The sequence below is a fragment of the Pseudomonas sp. PDM10 genome, from assembly GCF_014852295.1.
Lineage (GTDB): Bacteria > Pseudomonadota > Gammaproteobacteria > Pseudomonadales > Pseudomonadaceae > Aquipseudomonas.
In genome coordinates this window covers 214,649-236,572 of the sequence record NZ_JACVBJ010000003.1, presented here as the reverse complement: position 1 = coordinate 236,572, position 21,924 = coordinate 214,649, and the positions used below count along the sequence as shown (strand labels likewise).

Genomic DNA, 21,924 nt, shown 5'->3' with positions numbered 1-21,924 from the left:
AGCACTTTATATTTCAAGCAAAGTTCCAAAATGGAACTTCCGGTATCGCGGAAATTTCATACCAAATTTCAAGACCCCTCCTACATCAATACTTTGGATGCCTTGTTAGCGTGCACGGCATTTTTGGCGACCTGTTCGGGCCAGGCACGACTCGGGCATCGCGATTTTTTCTCTCTCAGCTTAAGGACGAGCTAAAAAAGCAAAAGGACAAGCGCATGTTCGCACCGGCTAATGCCCCTCAATTCACCCTCGTAATCCCGACGGTTCGCAACGACTTTAAGGTGCTGGCCTTTAAAGGCACTGAAACCATCAGCGCGCTGTACTCAATCAGCGTCGATCTGGTCAGCGAGTACCCGGATATCGATCTGGAAAGCCTGCTTGACCAACCTGCCTATTTGCAATTCGGACTTAACGGCGAAGGTATTCACGGTCACATCGTAAGCGTGTCCGCGGGTGATGCTGGTAAACGCCTGACCCGCTATCGCGTAAACCTTGTCCCGGCGCTGCATTACCTGCAGTTCAGCCAGGATCAGCGAATTTTCCAGGGTCAGACGGTGCCGCAAATCATCGCTCAGGTCTTCAAGGGGCACGGCATTCTGGCCGATGCGTTTGCCTTCCACGTCAAAGCAAGCCCCCCGCGCGAATACTGCACTCAATACCGGGAAAATGATTTGGAGTTCGTCCAGCGGCTCTGCGCCGAGGAAGGCATTACGTGGCATCACCAGCATTCCTTGCAAGGCCATGTGCTGGTGTTCACCGATGACCAGACATTCTTCCCAAAACTGGGCGAAACGCCGTATCAGCAAGACTCCGGCATGGTGGCGGAGCATCCGGTCGTCAGCCAGTTTTCCATGGGTTTCAAAACCCGCCCCAGCGTGGTAACCCGCCGTGACTACGACCTGAAACGCCCGAATGCGTTGTTGGAAAGTCGCTTTACTGCTGAGTTCGACCCCAAGCTGGAAGACTATAGCTACCCGCTACCATTGGAGAGCGAAAAGCGCGGTAAACAACTGGCCCGGCAGGCACTGGAACGGCATCGGGTCGATTATCAGTTGACGGAAGGCAAAAGCGACCAGCCCACGCTGCGCAGCGGCCACTTTTTCGACCTGACGAATTGCCCACACGAAACGCACAACGATCTATGGCTGCTGTTAAGCGTGACCCACTCTGGAAAGCAACCTTCGGTGCTCGAAGAGTCAGTCACCAACGCGACCAAACCTGAGGACGGCTTTGTTCAGGGCTACCGCAACAGCTTCAGTGCGATTCCCTGGGATGTGTTTCATCGGCCACCGATGCCTGCACCAAGACCCATGCTGAACTGCCAGACCGCCCGCGTCACCGGACCTGTCGGTGAAGAGATCTATTGCGATGAATACGGTCGCGTCAAAGTCAAATTTCACTGGGACCAGTCTGAACGCAACACTGAAAACAGCAGTTGCTGGCTGCGGGTAGCGTCCGGCTGGGCGGGGGACAACTTTGGCACAGTGATCATTCCGCGTATCGGGATGGAAGTCCTCGTCACCTACCTCGAAGGCAATCCCGATAATCCATTGATCACCGGCTGCCTGATCAACAAGGTCACGCCGCCGGCCTACCCATTGCCCGAAAACAAAACCAAAACCGTACTTCGTACCCACAGCTCCCCCACTACGGGTGGCTACAACGAATTGTCGATGGACGATCGCGCTGGCGATGAGTTGGTCCACCTGCGTGCTCAGCGGGATATGGAGCAGAAGGTTGGAAACGACAGCCGGATTGAGGTGGGTAATGAGAGTCGAGTCACCATCAAGGGCGACCGTATTACGGTGCTCGGATCTGAAGAGCACCTCACTATCACGTCGGATCGAAAAATCCAGGTCAGCGGCAACGACTACCTGCATGTCTCTGGCGACAGCCACACGAGAACTGATGAAACGCTGGTTATAGAAGCCGGTGAGCACGTGCACATCAAGGCAGGCGCGCACCTCGTAATTGATGCGGGTGAGAGTATTTCTGTGAAGGTCGGCGGTCAGCACATCGTGATGAACGCCGACGGTATTTTCAGTAGTAGCGCGATTGAGATCGGTGGCTCTCCCAAGCCGGGTGCGGCCGCACATACATTGCTTCAGGGGGCTGCGGCGGGCTTGTTGGTATCCGTCGCGCCTGAGCCATCAGAAGAAAATGAATCGGATGAGCTGGAGGAAGAGGAGGAAGAAGTCGAAGAGGAAGGGATTACTTTGCGGATTGGCGTGTTTTTTGATGGCACCGGGAATAACCGATCCAACAGTGAAATGGTTACCGGGTGTTATGCGCAGGATGTGAATCTGCTGGAGGAGGCTGAGGATATTCGACAGTTTTGTCAGGCACATGGGTATGACGTTCAGGGGAACACGCCGGACAGCAGTTATGGGAATGACACGAGTAATGTGGCGAAGCTGCATGACTTGTATGGCGATGACAGTAAGCGGTTATTGGCTATTGAAGAAACCATTGGGTACATCCCAATTTATCTGGATGGAATTGGCACCAGCAGTGGTGAAGAAGATTCACCTTTTTCATTGGCAACCGGCGTAGGTGCACACGGTGTATTAGCACGGGTTGCGCAGAGTCCAGCGCGTATTCTCGAAAGGGTTGAGCGGTTCAAGCGATCTAATCCTGATCGAAAGGTTGAACGTGTCGAGTTCGATATCTTCGGTTTCAGTCGCGGTGCCGCCGCTGCGCGGCATTTTGCCAATGAAGTCCAGAAAGGAGAGAAGAGTCCATTGGCAGCGCTGCTTCCAGGCAATGCGACGTTGTTTACCGAGGACTTTTCCTGGCGCACCAACACCGATGTCTCCATCAACTTTATCGGCATTTTCGACACCGCTGCCGCAATAGGCAGCATGGCTGACGGTGACTTTAGCGTCCACGACGCCAACAACCCCGGTGTTAACTTGTATCTGGCGCCCGATGTGGCAAAAAAGGTCGTGCATTTGGTGGCGCGGGATGAGCGTCGCCATAACTTCTCACTCAATAGCGCCGGCGCTGCTGATATCAAGCTGCCCGGCGTCCACTCCGACTTGGGTGGAGGTTATATACCAAATTTCATTGAACGAGTTCTGCTTAGCAAGCCGCGCTGCAGCCGCGATATGGAACTTCACGTGCCTTCCACAGCGTCAACCGCCTATCGTTGGGCTGAGCAAGAGCTAGGCCGCCTTCAGGATCAACTCAATCTGTATGGGCTAACACTGGAGGTGAAAACCTGGGCGGTGGAGATGACTGGCAACGCAAAAGGCGACAGATCCAAATCGAAAAATGCTTATGCCGCGGTCCACAGCGAGCGGACTGTCCGCAACGATCTGGCGTTGGTTTACCTGCGAATCATGCGCGAGTTGGGGGCCAGGCACGACGTCCCGTTCAAGGTTATTGACGAAGAGGATCAAACGTACGCATTACCGACAGAGCTGAAACCGATTGCCCAAAAACTGATGGCTTATGCGTTAGGTGACACTCGCCGCACGAGCCTGAGCCTCGACGAAGAGGAGCTGCTCTACCGCCGTTATATCCATCTGTCTGCGAACTGGAATGCTGCCAAAGGCTGGAACAATAGCGATCTGAACATCGTGTTTATTAATCGACCTGCCGAAAACTATAAGCGCGTGGTGCATCCCAATGCATAGGTGCTCACCCTTGCTTAAGTCCGGCTTTGCACTGCTTTTTGTGTTGTTGGGAGGATGTGCCTCTGTCGAGAGCAGATCACTACCTTATGACGCGTGGAGCCTTGATTTTTTTTCGCCTGACTATATGGAAGTCTGGATCGAAACGGCCAGTGTCGTTGATATCAATGAGCGCGTGTTCCTTCGCGCGGGCAGCGGTATACCGGCTATGGGGTATCCACGCGCAATGAGCAAAGGCGTACCGTCCGAGTTCAGAGGCAAACCAGCTGGATGGCGAGAAGATCCTGCAGGAAAAGGCCGGTATGTCACCGGGGCTGACCTGCCTCGTTTGGTCTATGTACGTTGGCAGTCCATGGCAGAACCGCAGACCTACGGGGCCTACATCGAGATCCCTGAATCTGCGCGGGACACCATGCTCAAGGGTGAAACAGCTTATTGCGGTGCGGTAGGCAAATGGAAAACCGATTACCGAAAGTTTTTGACTATCGGCCTGGCGCCAGGAGGAATCGCCAAGGTGTGGTTGGGAGGGCCTTGTCTTAAATCGACCGAAGTCACCCGAGTCCAAGGCACGATCCATCCCAAAGGCCCCTACGGGGGCACATCCAACGGGAAACACCGCCCGCTTTCAGAAGAATCAAAAGCCTACATCGACAAATTCGGCATCCCGTTCGAAAGCTGGTAAGGAGAGAGAATCAAATGGATTTAAGAACAATATTTTTCGCAGCGCTTGTGTGGCTGCCTTTTGCAAACGCCGCAGAGTCCCGCCCAATAGAGGGGGATTATTATTTGTACGGGGCCATGGAAATGGCCGCTAGGCTGGTTCTTCAAAAGGACGGATCTTTTGCAGCAGCTGCTGCGTACGGGAGTGCCAACGGTGCTGCGAAGGAAACGTGGAGTATCGAGAGTAATACGCTGACGCTAACAAGTGAAGCTGACCCTCATGCAGCTAAAAAACTGGCTTTCGAAATGCCCAGAACAAGGAACCTGGCTGAATTGGAGGAGAGTTATCGAATCCAGCACGGCAATTACGACGAGATCGATAACGACACGGCTAACTTCGCACAGACTCACTACATTTTGCAGATGCAATACGACCAGCGCCCAAAACCTCCGGCCATCGATCCTGTGTACCTTTATTTTGAGTTTTCCGCAGGCCCCGGGAGCCAGCAGTTATTGAAGTCAAATGAAACAACGGACCTCTGGCTGCCTTACGACCCACAAAGAACGCTGACAAAAATAGGCTTTGGGACCTCCCGTGATTCCGGCCCGACTCAATGGATTGACGTTTCGCCGGATAGCCGCTGGTTCGGTATCGGCTGGAAAAAAGAGAAAAGCCAGCCTATCGCGTTCACCCCGCGTAAAGAAAAGGGACTGGCCGAAATTCAACGTGATCTGAACGATGATGAGCAAAGTCGAATTCTGAAGAATTACCTCATCACGGTTTATCACTTCGATCCAATCAGCACGCCCGCCATAACGCCTGTCGATGTGTACTGGAGATTTGACGATGGCTCTACCAAGCAACAGGTCTGGGCGGATTCGAAGCAAGAGAGATTATCCCTGCCCTACTCTCCCACGAGGACCTTGGAGAAGATCGGCCTGCACACTCAAGGCTCAAAGGACGAAATCGAGTGGATTCCTACCCTGCCTGATATGAGATGGATGCGTGTGGATTGGAAGGATTACGCCGTACCCGCCAATGGTGAGTTGTCTCTTCTGTTTCAGGACCTGCGACTCGCCATCGAGCCTGACTGCCTCGCGGTAGATTTTGGCAACGGCAAGGCATGCTTTCGCCGTCGTTAACATGCTCGGTCTGGTGAGGATTTTCAGGAAGCTCAGGTGTTGCTTCTCCACGGCTTAAACATCGCTCGACAACGACCCGTTTAAAACGCCTCAAGGTTACTTCCTGCAAGCTACAACACCTTGCGCCGTTGCCTACGGCTACGCCAGAATCCGCCGGCTTGTGCGCCTTGGGCGCGGTCGGTAACTTGGTTCCTGTCACTGCCCATCAGTGATCGGGTTTAGTCGCTCGCTGGTAATTGAAGATGCACAAGCTTCTGTCAGACAGGTATTTCCTACCTGCATTTGATGGTGGCTGTGCGTAGGGCACCTTCGGGTGCGCCGGCTTCTTCAATTCCCCGGTCCGACTAACCTGCGCACAGCTGCCACCCCTTCGTTTAGTCGGCGAAGTGTTGTCAGCATCATTCAAGGAATTGAAGATCATGTTCAAGGTCACACCCAACCCACCCGACACCGATCCAGTCTCCCCCTACGAAAGCCCCGATTCAAACAAACTCAACGAAGCCGCCGAGCGCGCCCTCAATCACCACTTTCCACCAGCCGAACCGAAACCACCCAAACGCAACAGCCAGCTCTTCAGCGTCAGCCCGGGTATCAACCCTGAAACCCTTCTCGCCAATGCCTCGGAAGATTTGCTGTCCATCAGCGCCATCGCCGCCAACCTCGCCGACGATGTGGACGGCTCACGCCGCTCCGTAGCCCTGGCGCTCAGCCGTATGGCTGACGGGGTGCATTTGTTGGTGGAGCGAATGCTGGATCATCTGGATGAGCCGGAGATGGCGGCGATTCTCGCCAGGCAACACAGCCGAGTCAGTTGATCGACCAAGAAAAAAAGTACTCCGCCCCCCATAAAAAAAAGGTTCTTCCCCGGAAAACCGTGAAGAACCTTTTTATGGGTGCGCCAGGCATGGCGAGTAACGCCGTGACTGGCGCCGTTTGGCTCACTGTGGTGGTGAGTTGGAGGTAGAAGCCCTTTACACACCCGGCAAGAGGAGGTGTTCGCCAGAGGCAAGGGTGTCGCGGGTGACTGCGAATCTGAAGGAAACGCGAGGCAAAATGCTGACCTGACGAACAGGAGGCGGTAGCGCAGGGAAGATATTCGTTACTGGCTGCATCCTTGCAACCAGCAACGAAGGGCTGTTACTTCACATTGTTCAATGGGGCTTGCGAGCAACGTCGCAGTGAATCAGGCGGGATATCTCGATCATATCAACAACGGTTTTTTCGTCGACCTCAAACCCGCAGCCTGAAAGCCCTGTATCGCTATTACTTGAGCGTGACGTCGAGCATCGGCGGGATATAACCGTAGTCGTACTCGGCCACCACGAACGTCTGCTGCCCTTTTATCTTCATGCCCACCGTCGGCGCCTCAGTGCCGCCGATACGAATCTGCGTGCCGGTTTCGTCGGTCGGTACGCTGTCGATAAAGGAGGTCACCAGGCCGTTGGGCATCACATAGTGCGAGTAGGTCTGGAACGGCTGAGAAGACGGGTTGCCCAGCACCAGGCCGGAACCGTTCAACGGCACGTAAGGGCCGAACAGCGAATCCGCGACAAAACCGTACACCCCGTCCGGCCCGGTCACACCATCGGCATAGGTGAACGTATGGCTGATGGTGAACAGGTAGTACTTGCCGTCCTGGAACACGAAGTGCGGGCGTTCGGTCTGGTCGTTGACCCCCACAGCGGTCAGCAGCGGCGGTAGCATTTCCCAGTCGTCGCCGTCCGCGTCACGGGCCACGGCAATGCCGACACAGGCGGTCTGGAAGCGCGAGTTGCCGACGTTTTCATAACCCGGCGGTACATCGCCGATTTCCGCTTCACCCACCTTGTGCGAGCCGCGCTCGCCGGCCACGTTGCCCTCGAACAGCATGTACAAGTTGCCGTCCTTCGGGTCGCGGAATGGCCATGGATCACGGAAGCCCCAGAACGAATTCTGTGCTTCGGTCTGGTACATCTTGCCGTCGGCCTCGAACAGCGGCTTGACCTTCTCGAAGCCGACCATGCTGACGCCATGTTCAGTGGTCACCACCCGGCCCCGCACCTTGACGATGGTCGCGCCCGGGGTGACGGCGGTGTAATACAGGTCCACCTCACCCTGGTCATTCAACAGGATCGGCGAACCGGCCCATTCGCGAACGGTCGGCGAAACCCCTTCAGCCATCACACGGCCTCCGAGTTTCCAGTCCTTGCCGGTACGAGAAAACCAGTAGTACATCTTTGCCCGACCGTGGCGATCGTTCCAGTCGCGGGTGATGTTGTAGTTGCCGTTCTCGTCGATGTACTCCGGGTCGTTTGGATGACGATCGGCAGTCAGGGTGAAGATCACCGACCAGCCATCGACGGACGTCACGTTACCATCCAAGTCGCGCAGCGGCATGGTGTCCCAGATGAACACTTCGTTGCTCAATACCGGGAAATCCGCGCTAACCAGCGGTTGGGTGGTGGTGGGATCGTCCGCGCGGACTTTCAGCGCATCAGCGCGGGTCCAGAGGCTGGATTGATGGGGCGTTTTGCCGAATTTTTCAGTGTTGCTTTTCATAGGGTAATGCCTCGTCCATGAATGGATTAAATATTGATCAAAAAATACTGTATGTGCATACAGTGACTTAACCTTAAGAGACTCAATCTTATGGGTCAAGAAAAAAATGCATTTGTGCATAATTTGATGTTTTTCTGAAGCTGATACGTTTCAGCTTGCGATTTTTATAGAAGTTTTTTCTGAGCCCGATCGACGACGTTGCCTGCGAAACAAGTGCGTTTAACCGCTGGTCGGTCGAGGGTATGCGTAGCCGATGCAACGGGCGGAAGCAGGGACTGGGCGGATCGGTCAACTGAGTCAGCGCATCCTGCGCAAAGCCCAACAAGGCCGTGAAGAACCCAAAAAAAATGGGCACCCAACCCAGTTGGCGTGCCCATTTTTTATCCCACTCCCGCGCTACGCGGGAAGTCGGTGCGTGTTACGGATTAACGCTGTCTTTCAACGATTTGCCTGGCTTGAACGCAACCGTGTTGCTGGCCTTGATTTTGACGGGCTCACCGGTTTGCGGGTTTTTGCCGGTGCGGGCACCGCGGTGGCGTTGCAGGAAGGTACCGAAGCCCACCAGCGTGACGCTGTCCTTGCGGTGCAGAGCGCCGGTGATTTCTTCGAGAACGGCGTTGAGAACGCGGTTGGCCTGCTCTTTGGTGAGGTCTGCTTTTTCAGCAATTGCAGCGGCGAGTTCTGGTTTACGCATTAGTGAAGCCCCTTTGACGGTTTTTTGTTGTTATGTCCGTGCTGTTCTCGTTGGAACAGCGCCCAAAGCGCCGCAGATGCTCTACTCTGCGGCAGACGGGAGTGAGGATGGCACGCAGTGAAGAGCCGCGCCAGTCTCGACGCGACCTTTGTAGGGGCAAAAGAGGGGTGATTCCGACAGAACGACCGGTATTTACGCCAGCAGTGCCGGAAGCTCTTTGTTCAGGGCCAGTTTTTCCATCACCGCCGCGCCTGTCAGGGCATAGCCCAGCAATTTGCCGCTGGCATCGCGGCACAATACCTTGATGTCCGCGCCCTGCCCTTCGACTGTCCAGACGCCCTCCAAACCCCGTGGTGGCGGCGAAACCACCAATGGGCAGACCGGCGTTTTAACGGTGATGGGCATCGGGCCATAGCTCACCGCCGTCGGGTTTCCGGCGAGGGTCTGAGCCAGCGCTCTCGCACAGCTCATGAGGGGCATCACGTACAACAGATTCAGCCCATCGACTTCGGCGCAGTCGCCCAGGGCATAGATATTGGCGTGGGAGGTTTTCAGGTGGCGATCGACCACCACGCCGCGATTGACCTGCACACCGGCCGCAGCCGCCAGGTCGATGCGCGGACGCAGACCAATGGCCGACACCACCACATCGCAAGGGATCACCTGGCCATCGGACAGATGCGCTTCCAGTCCATCTTCAACGCGCTGCAAGCGGTTGAGCACCGGCCCGAGGTGGAAGCGTGCGCCCAGGCTTTCCAGCCCGGCCTGGACCGCAGCGGCCGCCGCCGGGTGCAACAGGGTCGGCATGACTTGCTCGCACGGTGCAACCAGTTGCACCTCGTAGCCGCCAAGAATCAGGTCGTTGGCGAATTCGCAACCAATCAGGCCGGCGCCGAGCAGCAACACCCGACGTTTGCCGGCCGCCGCGGCGCGAAAGCGTGCGTAGTCTTCCAGGTCGTTGATCGGAAAGACTGCGTCAGCCGCATCGCCTTCGATCGGCACTCGCACGGTTTCAGCGCCCCAAGCGAGGATCAGGTCACGGTAAAACACCGCTTCCTCACCGATCCACAAGCGCTTGTGGCCAGGATCAATGCCGCTGATGCGCGTGTGTGTGCGCACTTCGGCCTTCAACTGCTCGGCCATGGTGCCGGGTTCGGCCATGCTCAGGCCGTCAGCGTCTTTGTTTTTGCCGAAGCCGGTGGAGAGCATCGGCTTGGAGTAGGAGCGTCCGTCATCGGCAGTAATCAACAGCAGCGGGGTTTCGCCATCGAGTTTGCGAAACTCCCGGGCCAGGTTGTAGCCAGCCAGCCCGGTGCCGACGATCACGACAGGTGCGTTCATTCCTTACTCCTCTAAAAGTCTTAGTTGATTTCGATCATTTCGAAATCCATTTTGCCTACGCCGCAGTCCGGGCACAGCCAGTCTTCCGGCACGTCTTGCCACAGGGTGCCCGGCGCAATGCCGTCATCCGGCCAGCCGTCGGCTTCGTTGTAAATCAGGCCGCAGACCACACATTGCCACTTTTTCATTCACGTACATCCTCAGGATTCAGGCTTTTGCCGGCACGAACGGTCGATGGTTGGAGCGCTGCCGTCCGGCTCAGCGCGTTTTGTACTGATCGGGCCCGGCAGATGCAAGCCTGTTCGACGCAATGGCCGGCCGGATCAATCAAAATCGCAGGCTGACATGGTAAGCTCGCCGCCTCATTTGCTGCCAATAATGACTCACTGTGCCGCACTCAAAATCCCCCGCCGTGACCCCGCTTTGGCTCCCTCGAAGCCAACTGACGCCCCTCCCCGACACGTCTACGCTCGACTGGTTGTTCGATGAAGGCTCTTTGACCCGACGGCTGATCCGTCTGTCGAATGACGGTTTCAGCGTCACGCCACTCTTCGAAGGCTGGCAATCACTGCGCGCCGACGAATGTGCCGCGCTGGACCTGGCCGAAGGCAGCGAGGGCTGGGTTCGCGAGGTGTATCTGCGCGGCCACGGCGAAGCCTGGGTGTTTGCCCGCAGCGTGGCAGCGCGCAGTGCATTGCAGGGCGACGGTCTGCACATGGACGAATTGGGCAGCCGCTCCCTGGGCGAATTGCTGTTTTGCGATCAGGCATTTCAACGGCGCGTCATTGAGGTTTGTCACTACCCTCAGGCGTGGCTGCCGATGGAGTGCCGCGCACCTGAACTGTGGGGCCGCCGTTCGCGTTTCGACCGCGGCGCCTTGAGCGTGCTGGTGGCCGAAATTTTCTTGCCGACCTTGTGGAACGCCACCCGCGCCCATCCGGAGAACTGCTGATGTACCAGAGCCTGCTCAAGTCCCTGAATCGCTTGAACCCACGGGCCTGGGATTTCATTCAGCTGACCCGCATGGACAAACCGATCGGCATTTACCTGCTGCTGTGGCCGACGCTGTGGGCGCTGTGGATTGCTGGTAAAGGTTCGCCGTCGCTGGCCAACATCGTGATTTTCGTCCTGGGCGTGGTGCTGACCCGCGCCGGCGGCTGCGTGATCAACGATTGGGCGGACCGCAAGGTCGACGGCCACGTGAAACGCACAGAACAGCGGCCGTTGGTGAGCGGCAAGATCAGTTCCAAAGAAGCACTGGTGTTCTTCGCGCTGCTGATGGGCGTGAGTTTCCTGCTGGTGTTGTGCACCAATGCGGCTACGGTCTGGCTGTCGTTCGGCGGTTTGGCACTGGCCTTCACTTACCCGTTCATGAAGCGCTACACCTATTACCCGCAAGTGGTGCTGGGCGCGGCGTTCTCCTGGGGGATGCCGATGGCATTCACCGCCCAAACCGGTGAGCTGCCAGCGGCGGCGTGGTTGCTGTGGATCGCCAACCTGCTGTGGACGGTGGGCTACGACACTTATTACGCCATGACCGACCGCGACGACGATTTGAAGATCGGCGTGAAATCCACGGCCATTCTGTTTGGCGAAGCAGACCGGGTGATCATTTTGATCCTGCAGGGGCTGGCGCTGGGTTGCCTGCTGCTGGCCGGGTCGAAATTCGAACTCGGCGGCTGGTTCCACTTGGGATTGCTGGCGGCGGCGGGCTGTTTTGCGTGGGAATTCTGGTACACCCGTGGCAAGGACCGGATGCGTTGCTTCAAGGCGTTTCTGCACAACCATTGGGCCGGGTTGGCGATTTTTGTCGGGATCGTGCTGGATTACGCGCTGCATTGACCGTTGGAAAAGATCGCAGCCTGCGCCAGCTCCAACAGGGGGATGGAGCGACCTCAGGCTGCGAACTGTTTACGGCGCAGGCGAATCGCTTATTTATGCTCGCGCATGATGTGCCAGACTTCTTTCATATTGTCGCCTGCCATGTCACCAGGTTTTTTGTCCTTCATGAACGTGTAAAGCGGCTTGCCGTCATAGGCCCACTGCATCTTACCGTCGTCACGCTTGATCGTGCTCCACTTGCCTTCGGGCTTGGCGCCCGCCGGCGCCATCATTGGCGGCCAGTATTCAGCGCACTCGCCGTTGCACATCGACTTTCCGCCTGAGTCCTTGTCGTATGTGTACACCGTCATGCCCTTATGATCGACCATCATCCCGTCTTTCATCATCGCCGGATCGGCGGCGAAGGCCAGTGTCGGCAGCGTTAGCGCAGCCGTGACCAGCAGAGCCTTCCAGGTTTGAGCAATGTGTTTCATGGAAACCTTCCTTTGTGGTTGTCAGGAGTCGGACTTAGAGCTTAGTTCAGGATCATGACAATCGCCGGGCGACTAAAATACTGTCACACGACTGCAATAATTCCGTTATCTAATGCGGCGCAAGACAGTTAAATGACAAGAGGATTAAAGGCATGGTTGGCAGGAGCATTCTGATCGTCGACGACGAAGCGCCCATTCGCGAAATGATCGCCGTTGCGTTGGAGATGGCCGGCTATGACTGCATGGAGGCTGAGAACTCGCAACAGGCCCACGCCATCATCGTCGACCGCAAGCCGGACCTGATCCTGCTCGACTGGATGCTGCCCGGCACGTCCGGCATCGAGCTGGCCCGCCGCCTCAAGCGCGATGAGCTGACCGGGGACATCCCGATCATCATGCTCACTGCCAAGGGCGAAGAGGACAACAAGATCCAGGGCCTGGAGGTCGGCGCCGATGACTACATCACCAAGCCTTTTTCCCCACGTGAGCTGGTTGCGCGCCTGAAGGCCGTGCTGCGCCGTGCCGGGCCAACCGATGGCGAGACGCCGATCGAAGTCGGCGGCCTGCTGCTGGACCCGATCAGCCACCGCGTGACCATCGACGGCAAACCCGCCGAGATGGGCCCGACCGAATACCGCCTGCTGCAATTCTTCATGACCCACCAGGAACGTGCCTACACCCGTGGCCAGTTGCTGGATCAGGTCTGGGGCGGCAACGTGTATGTTGAAGAGCGCACCGTCGACGTGCACATCCGCCGCCTGCGCAAAGCCCTCGGTGATGCTTACGAAAATCTGGTACAAACCGTGCGCGGCACCGGCTACCGGTTCTCCACCAAGGCCTGATCCGGATCTATCTCGCTCGACAAGCTGACAAGGACGCGCGTTCAAGTGAACCAAAACTGGCATGGCACCCTGATCCGCCACATGCTTTTGCTGGTGACCGGTTGCCTGGTGATCGGCCTGATTACCGGCTATTACGGCTGGAGCCTCGCCGCGGGCCTGGGTCTTTACCTGGCCTGGACCCTCAAGCAACTGCTGCGTCTGCACGAATGGCTGCGCCTGCACAAACCCGATGAAGCACCGCCCGATGGCTATGGCCTGTGGGGCGAAGTGTTCGATAGCATCTATCACCTGCAACGTCGCGACCAACGCGTACGCGGGCGCCTGCAAGCAGTGATCGACCGGGTCCAGGAATCCACAGCCGCGCTGAAAGACGCGGTGATCATGCTCGACAGCGACGGCAACCTGGAGTGGTGGAACCGCGCCGCCGAAACCTTGCTCGGTCTCAAGACCCCGCAAGACAGCGGTCAACCGGTGACCAACCTCGTACGCCATCCGCGCTTCAAGGAATACTTCGAGCAGGACAGCTACGCCGAGCCGCTGGAAATTCCGTCACCGATCAATGATCGCCTGCGCATTCAGCTGTACATCACCCGCTACGGCAACAATGAACACTTGATGCTGGTGCGCGACGTGACGCGTATCCATCAACTGGAACAGATGCGCAAAGACTTCATCGCCAACGTCTCCCATGAACTGCGCACGCCGTTGACGGTGATCTGCGGTTATCTGGAAACCCTGCTCGACAACGTCGAGGACGTAAACCCGCGCTGGTCCCGTGCCCTGCAACAAATGCAGCAGCAAGGCGGACGCATGCAGACGTTGCTCAACGACTTGCTGCTGTTGGCCAAACTGGAAGCCACCGATTACCCGTCAGACAACCAGCCGGTGGCCATCGACGGCTTGCTGCAATCGATCAAGAGCGACGCTCAGCAACTGTCCGCCCAGCGCAATCAGAAGATCACCCTGGAAGCCGACCCGACGATTCTGCTCAAGGGCAGCGAAGCCGAGTTGCGCAGCGCGTTTTCCAATCTGGTGTTCAACGCGGTGAAATACACCCCGGCCGAAGGCAATATCCGCATTCGCTGGTGGGGGGATGAGCAAGGCGCGCACCTGAGCGTGCAGGACTCCGGCATCGGTATCGACAGCAAACACCTGCCGCGCCTGACCGAACGCTTCTATCGCGTCGATTCCAGCCGCAACTCCAACACCGGCGGCACGGGGCTGGGACTTGCGATCGTCAAACACGTGCTGCTGCGCCATCGCGCGCGGATGGAAATCAGCAGTGTGCCGGGCCACGGCAGCACGTTTACCTGCCATTTTGCGCCGGCCCAGGTCACCAAATCCCGGGTCATCAGCGCGACCGACTGATACCGGCCGGCACGCGCCACTAGGCAATCGACCAGTCAGCCGCTACATTGGCTGACTTGTGCCTGCCCTTCAGGCGCACTTTTTTCTTTCCTTTCGAATACACGGAACCCGCAAAACTCCATCATGGACCCTTCCCCTGGCTTGACCCTCGCGACACTCTTCGCCGATTTCGGCATGATTCTTTTTGCTCTGATCCTGGTTTTGCTCAACGGCTTTTTCGTTGCGGCGGAATTTGCCATGGTCAAATTGCGCTCGACCCGGGTCGAAGCCATCGCTGATAAAAACGGCTGGCGCGGGCATATCCTGCGCACCGTTCACAGTCAGCTCGATGCTTACCTGTCGGCGTGCCAATTGGGTATCACCCTCGCCTCTCTCGGCCTCGGTTGGGTCGGTGAGCCGGCGTTCGCGCACATCCTCGAACCGATCCTTGAAGCCGTCGGTGTGCAGTCGGCCGAAGTGATCAAAGGCGTGTCGTTCTTCGCCGCGTTCTTCGTCATCTCGTACCTGCACATCGTGGTCGGTGAGCTGGCGCCCAAATCCTGGGCCATCCGCAAACCCGAGCTGCTGTCGCTGTGGACCGCCGTGCCGCTGTACCTGTTCTACTGGGCGATGTATCCGGCGATTTACCTGCTCAACGCCAGCGCCAACACGATCCTGCGGATCGCCGGCCAAGGGGAACCCGGCCCTCATCACGAGCACCATTACAGCCGTGAAGAACTGAAGCTGATCCTGCACTCCAGCCGTGGCCAGGACCCGAGCGACCAAGGCATGCGCGTTTTGGCCTCGGCGGTGGAAATGGGCGAGCTGGAAGTGGTCGACTGGGCCAATTCCCGGGAAGACCTGGTGACCCTGGAGTTCAACGCGCCGCTGAAGGAAATCCTGGCGATGTTCCGTCGCCACAAGTTCAGCCGTTATCCGGTGTACGACAGCGATCGTCAGGAGTTCGTCGGCCTGCTACACATCAAGGATCTGCTGCTGGAACTGGCGGCCCTGGACCACATTCCCGAGTCGTTCAACCTCGCCGAACTGACCCGGCCGCTGGAGCGTGTTTCGCGCCATATGCCGCTGTCGCAGTTGCTGGAACAGTTCCGCAAAGGCGGCTCGCACTTCGCCCTGGTCGAAGAAGCCGATGGCAACATCATCGGCTACCTGACCATGGAAGACGTGTTGGAAGTACTGGTCGGCGACATTCAGGACGAACACCGCAAGGCTGAGCGCGGGATCCTCGCGTACCAGCCGGGCAAGCTGCTGGTGCGCGGCGACACGCCGCTGTTCAAGGTCGAGCGCCTGCTGGGCATCGATCTGGACCACATCGAAGCCGAAACCCTCGCCGGGCTGGTCTACGAAACCCTGAAACGGGTGCCGGAAGAGGAAGAAGTGCTGGAAGTCGAAGGCTTGCGGATCATCATCAAGAAGATGAAAGGGCCGAAGATCATTCTAGCCAAGGTGTTGATGCTCGATTGATCCGGGCCTGCAGGGCTTTTGTGATGAGGGGATTTATCTGTGGCGAGGGGATTTATCCCCGTTGGACGGCGAAGCCGTCCCAATGCTTCTAAATACGACGGGATCGCTTCGCGACCCAACGGGGATAAATCCCCTCGCCACATTTAAACTCTCTCACCAAAGATAAATCCTCTCACCTCAATAGATTCTCACCGCCTCTACTGCTTGCCCAACGCAAAGTTGGGCAGGTTGCCTACCGGTTGATTGAACTGGTACGGAATCGACACCAGCCCCAACCCGGTATTGCGCTGCACCACGAAATGCAGGTGCGGCCCGCTGCTGTTGCCGGTGTTGCCCGACAAGGCCAGCGGGCTCCCCACCGACACCCGTTGCCCCTCGCGAACGCTCACCGAACCTCGTTTGAGGTGCAGATACACGCCCATCGTCCCGTCATCGTGCAGCACCCGCACGAAATTACCCGACGGATCGGTGCCGCGCCCGGTCTGGGCATTCTCGGTTTTCACCACCACACCGCCACGCGCCGCGATGATCGGCGTGCCTTCGGGCATGGCGATGTCCATGGCGTAGCGGTTCTTGGGACCAAAGTGGCTGTATTGACCATTGGCGCCCTGACTCAGACGAAACGGTCCGCCACGCCATGGCAGCGGGTATCGATAGGCCATAGTGGCCCCTGAGGGGTCGCCCAAGGAGTATTCAAATTTCGGGGTGTACGCGAGCGGCCTTTCGGACTGCGTGGCCGTGAGCAGCGCCAGACGAATACTGCTGCGTGCCGGCATCACCCGACGAATCGGTCGGCTTGGCGCACCGCTGACGTTCTTCAGCCCGCCGAAGCTCAACTCGATTTCTACCGGCGCATACAGGTCATTGCGCACGTAAACGCTGTCCACGCCCTTCTTCTTCGTGATGACGAGGTACACCTGACGCTCTAGATTCTCGACCATGCGATCACGAAAAACCAACACCTTGGAGCCTGTCGTGGGGCGGTCGCTGTAGGAGACCACGCCATTGGCGTCGGTGGACTTGTAGATCGTCATGGCCAACGCCGAGGTGGAGGCCATGAAAAGACCGCAAAAAAACAGCAGGCGCGCGAGCATGGGCAAGATTCTGTCGAGTAAGTACTGGGTAGGAGCCTAGCAGCTGCAATGGACCCGGGTAGTCGGCAGATGTTTCAAAATGGGCCGTTCGGCGGATGTGTGGTGAATTCAATGGCCCCTTCGCGAGCAAGCCCGCTCCCACATTGGAATGCATTTCAAATGTGGGAGTGAGCCTGCTCGCGATGGCGGACTATCAGGCGACGCGAGGCTTAAGCGCCCGGTACGAAATGCTTCTGCGCCGTACCACGTGCGATCAACCGGGAGATGTAGTCGAGCTTCTGCGCGTCCTGATCGACGAAACGGAAGGTCAGTTGCAGCCAGTCGCTGTCGGGTTTTGGCTCGTGGGCGACGATGGCGTGCAGGTAGCCATTCAGACGGGCGGTTTCGGCGTTATCGCCCTGCTCCAGGTCGAGCACGGCGCTGTCGAGCACTTGTGGCAGGGTGTCGGTGCGTTTCACCACCAGCAGCGCTTCCTTAAGGCTCAAGGCCTTGATCACACATTGCGCAATGCCGTTCGGCAGGCGCAGTTGGCCCTGGCCACGTCCGCCCGTTGGCGCTGCGGAGGATGCTGGAGGCTTGATCGGCGGGCTGTTGAGCAGACCGCGAGACGCAGCAGCCGCCGGGGCCGGCGCGGCAGCGGCAGGTTTGGCGAACGGGTTGACCGGCGCCGCGGCGGGTGCGACCACGGCAGCCTTGCCACCGGTCAATGCGCTCAGGGAATCGTTGCCGAACGCCGAGTTCATTTTGGTCGGCGCGCTGTTCATCAAGGTGTCGAGCTTGCCGACCTTGTTCAGGGCCTGCTTGACCTTGGTCAGCAGTTGCTCGTTGGTGAACGGCTTGCTGACGTAGCCGGAAACCCCGGCCTGGATCGCCTGGACGACGTTCTCTTTATCGCCACGGCTGGTCACCATCACGAACGGCATGGTCTTGAGGTTGTCCTGCTCGCGGCACCAGGTCAGCAGCTCCAGGCCGGACATTTCCGGCATTTCCCAGTCGCACAGGACCAGGTCGAACGCTTCCCGAGCCAGCAAGGCCTGAGCCTTCTTGCCGTTGACCGCGTCTTCGATCCGGATCCCCGGGAAGTAGTTGCGCAAGCACTTCTTCACCAGGTCACGAATAAACGACGCGTCGTCCACGACCAACACACTGACCTTACTCATCCATCACCCCTTTAAAAAATCCCGGCAAGCATACCGCTTTGCTGATGGCACATTGCCAAAAACCTTCAGTCACGCCGGGACTTTTCGTTCGCGGGTGCTGCTTTCGAATTCATCAACCACAAACAAAAACGCCCGGCCAAAAGGCCGGGCGCTTTTCTCAGGCAATCTTACTTATCGTCAGCTTTGCCCGGAACATTAGCGGTTTCGCCACTTGTGCCTTCAACTTCTTCTTTCATGCGCTTGAGGCCCAGGTGCCGCACGTCGGTACCGCGCACCAGGTAAATCACCAGCTCCGAGATATTGCGCGCGTGGTCGCCGATCCGTTCCAGCGAACGCAGCACCCAAATGATGCTCAAGACCCGCGAGATAGAGCGCGGGTCTTCCATCATGTAGGTGGCCAGTTCACGCAACGCGGTCTTGTACTCGCGGTCGATGATCTTGTCGTACTGGGCCACCGACAACGCCAGGTCGGCGTCGAAGCGGGCAAAGGCGTCCAGTGCATCGCGAACCATGTTGCGCACCTGGTCACCGATGTGGCGAACCTCGACGTAACCCCGCGGGGCTTCGCCTTCTTCGCACAACTGGATGGCACGACGGGCGATCTTGGTCGCTTCGTCACCGATGCGCTCCAGGTCGATCACCGACTTGGAGATGCTGATGATCAAACGCAAGTCCGACGCCGCCGGCTGACGACGGGCCAGAATGCGCAGGCATTCTTCGTCGATGTTGCGTTCCATCTGGTTGATCTGGTCGTCGATCTCGCGAACCTGCTGGGCCAGGCCGGAGTCGGCCTCGATCAGCGCGGTCACCGCGTCGTTGACTTGCTTTTCCACCAGCCCGCCCATGGCCAGGAGGTGGCTGCGCACCTCCTCGAGCTCAGCGTTGAACTGCGCGGAGATGTGATGGGTAAGGCCTTCTTTACTAATCATGTTGGCGTCCTTGGAGCGTCCGGTAAGGTGCGGTGGACCGCAGCGTCAGTTCAGTGAGCAACAACAGCTTCCTAGCCGTAGCGACCGGTGATGTAGTCTTCGGTCTGCTTCTTCGCCGGATTGGTGAACAGGGTGTCGGTGTCGCCGAATTCCACCAGTTTGCCCATGTACATGAACGCTGTGTAATCGGAAACCCGCGCGGCCTGTTGCATGTTGTGGGTCACGATGACGATGGTGAACTTCGATTTCAGTTCGTAGATCAGCTCTTCGACTTTCAGCGTGGAGATCGGGTCGAGTGCCGAGCACGGTTCGTCGAGCAGCAACACTTCCGGCTCCACGGCAATGGTGCGAGCGATCACCAGACGTTGTTGCTGACCACCGGACAGGCCAAGTGCCGACTCGTGCAGACGGTCTTTGACTTCGTCCCACAGCGCCGCGCCTTTCAACGCCCACTCGACGGCTTCGTCGAGGATGCGTTTCTTGTTGATGCCCTGGATGCGCAAGCCGTAGACCACGTTCTCGTAGATGGTTTTCGGGAACGGGTTGGGCTTCTGGAACACCATGCCAACGCGACGACGCAGCTCGGCCACGTCTTCGCCCTTGCGGTAGATGTTGTTGCCGTACAGGTTGATCGCGCCTTCGACTCGGCAGCCATCCACCAGGTCGTTCATGCGGTTGAAGGTGCGCAGCAGCGTGGACTTGCCGCAGCCGGACGGGCCGATGAAGGCGGTCACGCGCTGTTTCGGGATGTTCATGCTGACGTCGTACAGCGCTTGTTTGTCGCCGTAGAACAGGCTCAGGCCCGGCACTTCAATCGCGACGGTTTCCTGTTCAAGGCTCAAGCTCTGTTTGTCGCGGCCCAGGGCCGACATGTTGATGCCGTGGGTATGTGCTTCGTGCTGCATGGGAGGCTCCCTGTGCTAACAAATTCGGTTCGGTTTTTGTGGGAGCCGGCCTGCTGGCGATCAGCCGGGGTCGCGCTCGACCAACGCGGTCAATCTGTAAACCGCGGTGATGCCATCGCCAGCAGGCTGGCTCCCACATAGAAATCAGTGCTGCATGAATCAACTATCCAGCGCTTTGTATTTTTCGCGCAGGTGGTTACGGATATAAACGGCCGACAAGTTAAGCGTGGCGATCACCAGCACCAGCAGCAGCGCCGTGGCGTACACCAGCGGCCGCGCGGCCTCGACGTTCGGGCTCTGGAAGCCGACGTCATAGATGTGGAAGCCCAGGTGCATGATCTTCTGGTCCAGGTGCAAGTACGGGTAGTTGCCATCCAGCGGCAGCGATGGCGCCAGTTTCACCACACCCACCAGCATCAGCGGCGCCACTTCACCCGCGGCGCGAGCCACGGCGAGGATCATGCCGGTCATCATCGCCGGGCTGGCCATTGGCAGTACGATCTTCCACAAGGTTTCAGCCTTGGTTGCGCCGAGGGCCAACGAGCCTTCGCGCACGGTGCGAGGAATCCGCGCCAGGCCTTCTTCCGTGGCCACGATCACCACCGGCACAGCCAGCAGCGCCAGGGTCAGGGACGCCCAGAGCAGACCCGGCGTCCCGAATGTCGGCGCTGGCAGCGCTTCCGGGAAGAACAACCGGTCGACCGAACCACCCAGCACATAGACGAAGAAACCCAGACCGAACACGCCGTATACGATGGCTGGAACGCCCGCCAGGTTGTTCACCGCGATGCGGATCAAGCGCGTCATGGTGTTCTGCTTCGCATATTCACGCAGGTAAACCGCAGCCAGTACGCCAAACGGGGTCACGATCATCGCCATGATCAACGTCATCATCACGGTGCCGAAAATCGCCGGGAAGATCCCGCCTTCGGTGTTCGCTTCACGCGGGTCGTCGCTCAAGAACTCCCAGACCTTGCTGAAGTAGAAGCCGATCTTGGTGAAGGTGTTCATGGCGTTCGGCTGATAGGCGTGAACCACTTTGCCGATACCGATTTCGATCTCTTTGCCGTTCGCGTCGCGGGCCGTCAGGCTGTCGCGGTTGAACTGGGCGTGCAGGTCGTTCAGGCGTGCTTCGATGTCCTGATAACGCGCGTTCAGTTCGGCACGCTCGGACTCCATGTCCGCTTGCGCGGCAGCGTCCATCGTTCCGGTCAGTTCCAGTTTGCGACCGTGCAGACGGACGCGCTCGAGGCCCGCGTTGATCGCGCCAATGTCGGTTTTTTCCAGGCTCTTGAGCTGGGCGGCGAGCTGGTTGACGCGAGCGACACGGGCCTGCAGCTCAGGCCATGCAGCTTCGCCTTCAGCGATGACCTTGCCGTCCTGTTTGACGTTGACCAGGTAGCCGTAGAAGTTGCCCCACTCGCGACGCTCGATGGTCATCAACTCGGGTGGAGTCTTCTGATTGGTCAGCCACTCGCCGACGATCCAGGTGAAGTCGTTGCCATTGAGGTCACGGTTGCCGACCTTGATCAGCTCGCGGGTCATGAACTCCGGGCCCTGATCGGGCACCGGCAGGCCAGCACTTTTAAGGCGCTCGCGCGGCACTTCTTCTTTCTGCACCACTTCGCCGATGACGAGGTGATTGGCCTGGCCCGGTACGTCGTAACTGGCGTGCACCAGGTCCGCCGGCCAGAAATGGCCCAGACCGCGCACGGCAATCACGGCCAGCAAGCCAATGGTCATGATGACCGCGATGGACACCGCGCCACCGCTGATCCAGACGCCAGGGGCGCCGCTCTTGAACCATCCTTTCAGGGAGTTCTGTTTCACAGACTT

Annotated in this window: 19 protein-coding genes; 9 read left to right on the top strand and 10 right to left on the bottom strand. The window is 58.2% G+C overall.

The features are described 5' to 3' along the window. Nucleotides 1-215: 215 nt before the first annotated feature. From tssI to IB252_RS12170, 4 genes are all read left to right on the top strand, one after another. Nucleotides 216-3,638, top strand: coding sequence for a type VI secretion system tip protein TssI/VgrG (gene tssI, locus IB252_RS12185; RefSeq protein ID WP_192409297.1), 3,423 nt, complete (start codon nt 216-218; stop codon nt 3,636-3,638). Further along, nucleotides 3,631-4,317 (top strand): DUF2931 family protein, encoded by a 687-nt coding sequence (locus IB252_RS12180; RefSeq protein WP_111448247.1) that lies wholly within the window; start codon nt 3,631-3,633, stop codon nt 4,315-4,317. The genes tssI and IB252_RS12180 overlap by 8 nt, the downstream gene beginning before the upstream one ends. A 14-nt stretch (nt 4,318-4,331) precedes the next feature. After that, nucleotides 4,332-5,438: a hypothetical protein gene (locus tag IB252_RS12175; RefSeq protein ID WP_192409305.1), complete on the top strand. Its 1,107-nt coding sequence runs from the start codon at nt 4,332-4,334 to the stop codon at nt 5,436-5,438. Nucleotides 5,439-5,857: 419 nt separating this feature from the next. Further along, complete coding sequence (locus tag IB252_RS12170) at nt 5,858-6,253, top strand: DUF6124 family protein (protein WP_192408855.1); 396 nt, start codon at nt 5,858-5,860, stop codon at nt 6,251-6,253. 448 nt (nt 6,254-6,701) lie between these two features. On the opposite strand, the gene IB252_RS12165 is transcribed toward IB252_RS12170, so the two are convergent. The 4 genes from IB252_RS12165 to IB252_RS12150 form a co-directional block, all read right to left on the bottom strand. Continuing rightward, entirely contained in the window at nt 6,702-7,976 is a 1,275-nt protein-coding gene (locus IB252_RS12165; protein WP_192408853.1) for a glycoside hydrolase family 68 protein, read from the bottom strand. A gap of 418 nt (nt 7,977-8,394) precedes the next feature. Then, complete coding sequence (locus IB252_RS12160; protein ID WP_003213368.1) at nt 8,395-8,670, bottom strand: HU family DNA-binding protein; 276 nt, start codon at nt 8,668-8,670, stop codon at nt 8,395-8,397. Nucleotides 8,671-8,862: 192 nt separating this feature from the next. Then, nucleotides 8,863-10,011, bottom strand: a complete 1,149-nt coding sequence (locus IB252_RS12155) for an NAD(P)/FAD-dependent oxidoreductase (RefSeq protein WP_008150072.1) — start codon at nt 10,009-10,011, stop codon at nt 8,863-8,865. A gap of 20 nt (nt 10,012-10,031) precedes the next feature. Next, entirely contained in the window at nt 10,032-10,199 is a 168-nt protein-coding gene (locus IB252_RS12150) for a rubredoxin (RefSeq protein ID WP_007954349.1), read from the bottom strand. Between the two features lie 200 nt (nt 10,200-10,399). Here IB252_RS12150 and IB252_RS12145 point away from each other — a divergent pair, with 200 nt between their 5' ends. Both IB252_RS12145 and ubiA read left to right on the top strand, forming a co-directional pair. Beyond that, the gene (locus IB252_RS12145; protein WP_111448243.1) at nt 10,400-10,963 is read left to right on the top strand and encodes a chorismate--pyruvate lyase family protein; all 564 of its coding nucleotides are present in this window, start codon (nt 10,400-10,402) and stop codon (nt 10,961-10,963) included. After that, a complete protein-coding gene (ubiA, locus tag IB252_RS12140; RefSeq protein ID WP_111448242.1) occupies nt 10,963-11,853 on the top strand; it encodes a 4-hydroxybenzoate octaprenyltransferase in 891 nt (296 codons plus the stop codon). Before IB252_RS12145 ends, ubiA begins: the two co-directional genes overlap by 1 nt. Nucleotides 11,854-11,942: 89 nt before the next feature. On the opposite strand, the gene IB252_RS12135 is transcribed toward ubiA, so the two are convergent. Continuing rightward, the gene (locus tag IB252_RS12135) at nt 11,943-12,326 is read right to left on the bottom strand and encodes a hypothetical protein (protein ID WP_111448241.1); all 384 of its coding nucleotides are present in this window, start codon (nt 12,324-12,326) and stop codon (nt 11,943-11,945) included. Between the two features lie 152 nt (nt 12,327-12,478). Here IB252_RS12135 and phoB point away from each other — a divergent pair, with 152 nt between their 5' ends. The 3 genes from phoB (at nt 12,479) to IB252_RS12120 (ending at nt 16,000) form a co-directional block, all read left to right on the top strand. Next, entirely contained in the window at nt 12,479-13,168 is a 690-nt protein-coding gene (gene phoB / locus IB252_RS12130) for a phosphate regulon transcriptional regulator PhoB (RefSeq protein WP_046045002.1), read from the top strand. A gap of 45 nt (nt 13,169-13,213) precedes the next feature. Continuing rightward, nucleotides 13,214-14,536 (top strand): phosphate regulon sensor histidine kinase PhoR, encoded by a 1,323-nt coding sequence (gene phoR, locus IB252_RS12125; protein WP_095126878.1) that lies wholly within the window; start codon nt 13,214-13,216, stop codon nt 14,534-14,536. Between the two features lie 123 nt (nt 14,537-14,659). Further along, complete coding sequence (locus IB252_RS12120; protein WP_033059291.1) at nt 14,660-16,000, top strand: hemolysin family protein; 1,341 nt, start codon at nt 14,660-14,662, stop codon at nt 15,998-16,000. A gap of 197 nt (nt 16,001-16,197) precedes the next feature. On the opposite strand, the gene IB252_RS12115 is transcribed toward IB252_RS12120, so the two are convergent. The 5 genes from IB252_RS12115 to pstA form a co-directional block, all read right to left on the bottom strand. Further along, nucleotides 16,198-17,094 (bottom strand): peptidoglycan DD-metalloendopeptidase family protein, encoded by an 897-nt coding sequence (locus IB252_RS12115; protein WP_192408851.1) that lies wholly within the window; start codon nt 17,092-17,094, stop codon nt 16,198-16,200. 209 nt (nt 17,095-17,303) lie between these two features. After that, nucleotides 17,304-18,254 (bottom strand): response regulator, encoded by a 951-nt coding sequence (locus IB252_RS12110; protein WP_192408850.1) that lies wholly within the window; start codon nt 18,252-18,254, stop codon nt 17,304-17,306. 167 nt (nt 18,255-18,421) lie between these two features. Next, nucleotides 18,422-19,183 carry a phosphate signaling complex protein PhoU gene (gene phoU, locus IB252_RS12105; RefSeq protein WP_008150055.1) on the bottom strand — a complete coding sequence of 254 codons (762 nt, stop codon included), beginning with the start codon at nt 19,181-19,183 and terminating at the stop codon, nt 18,422-18,424. A gap of 71 nt (nt 19,184-19,254) precedes the next feature. Continuing rightward, the gene (gene pstB / locus IB252_RS12100; protein WP_008150054.1) at nt 19,255-20,088 is read right to left on the bottom strand and encodes a phosphate ABC transporter ATP-binding protein PstB; all 834 of its coding nucleotides are present in this window, start codon (nt 20,086-20,088) and stop codon (nt 19,255-19,257) included. A gap of 159 nt (nt 20,089-20,247) precedes the next feature. Then, entirely contained in the window at nt 20,248-21,918 is a 1,671-nt protein-coding gene (pstA, locus tag IB252_RS12095; protein ID WP_192408848.1) for a phosphate ABC transporter permease PstA, read from the bottom strand. Between the last annotated feature and the right edge of the window lie 6 nt (nt 21,919-21,924).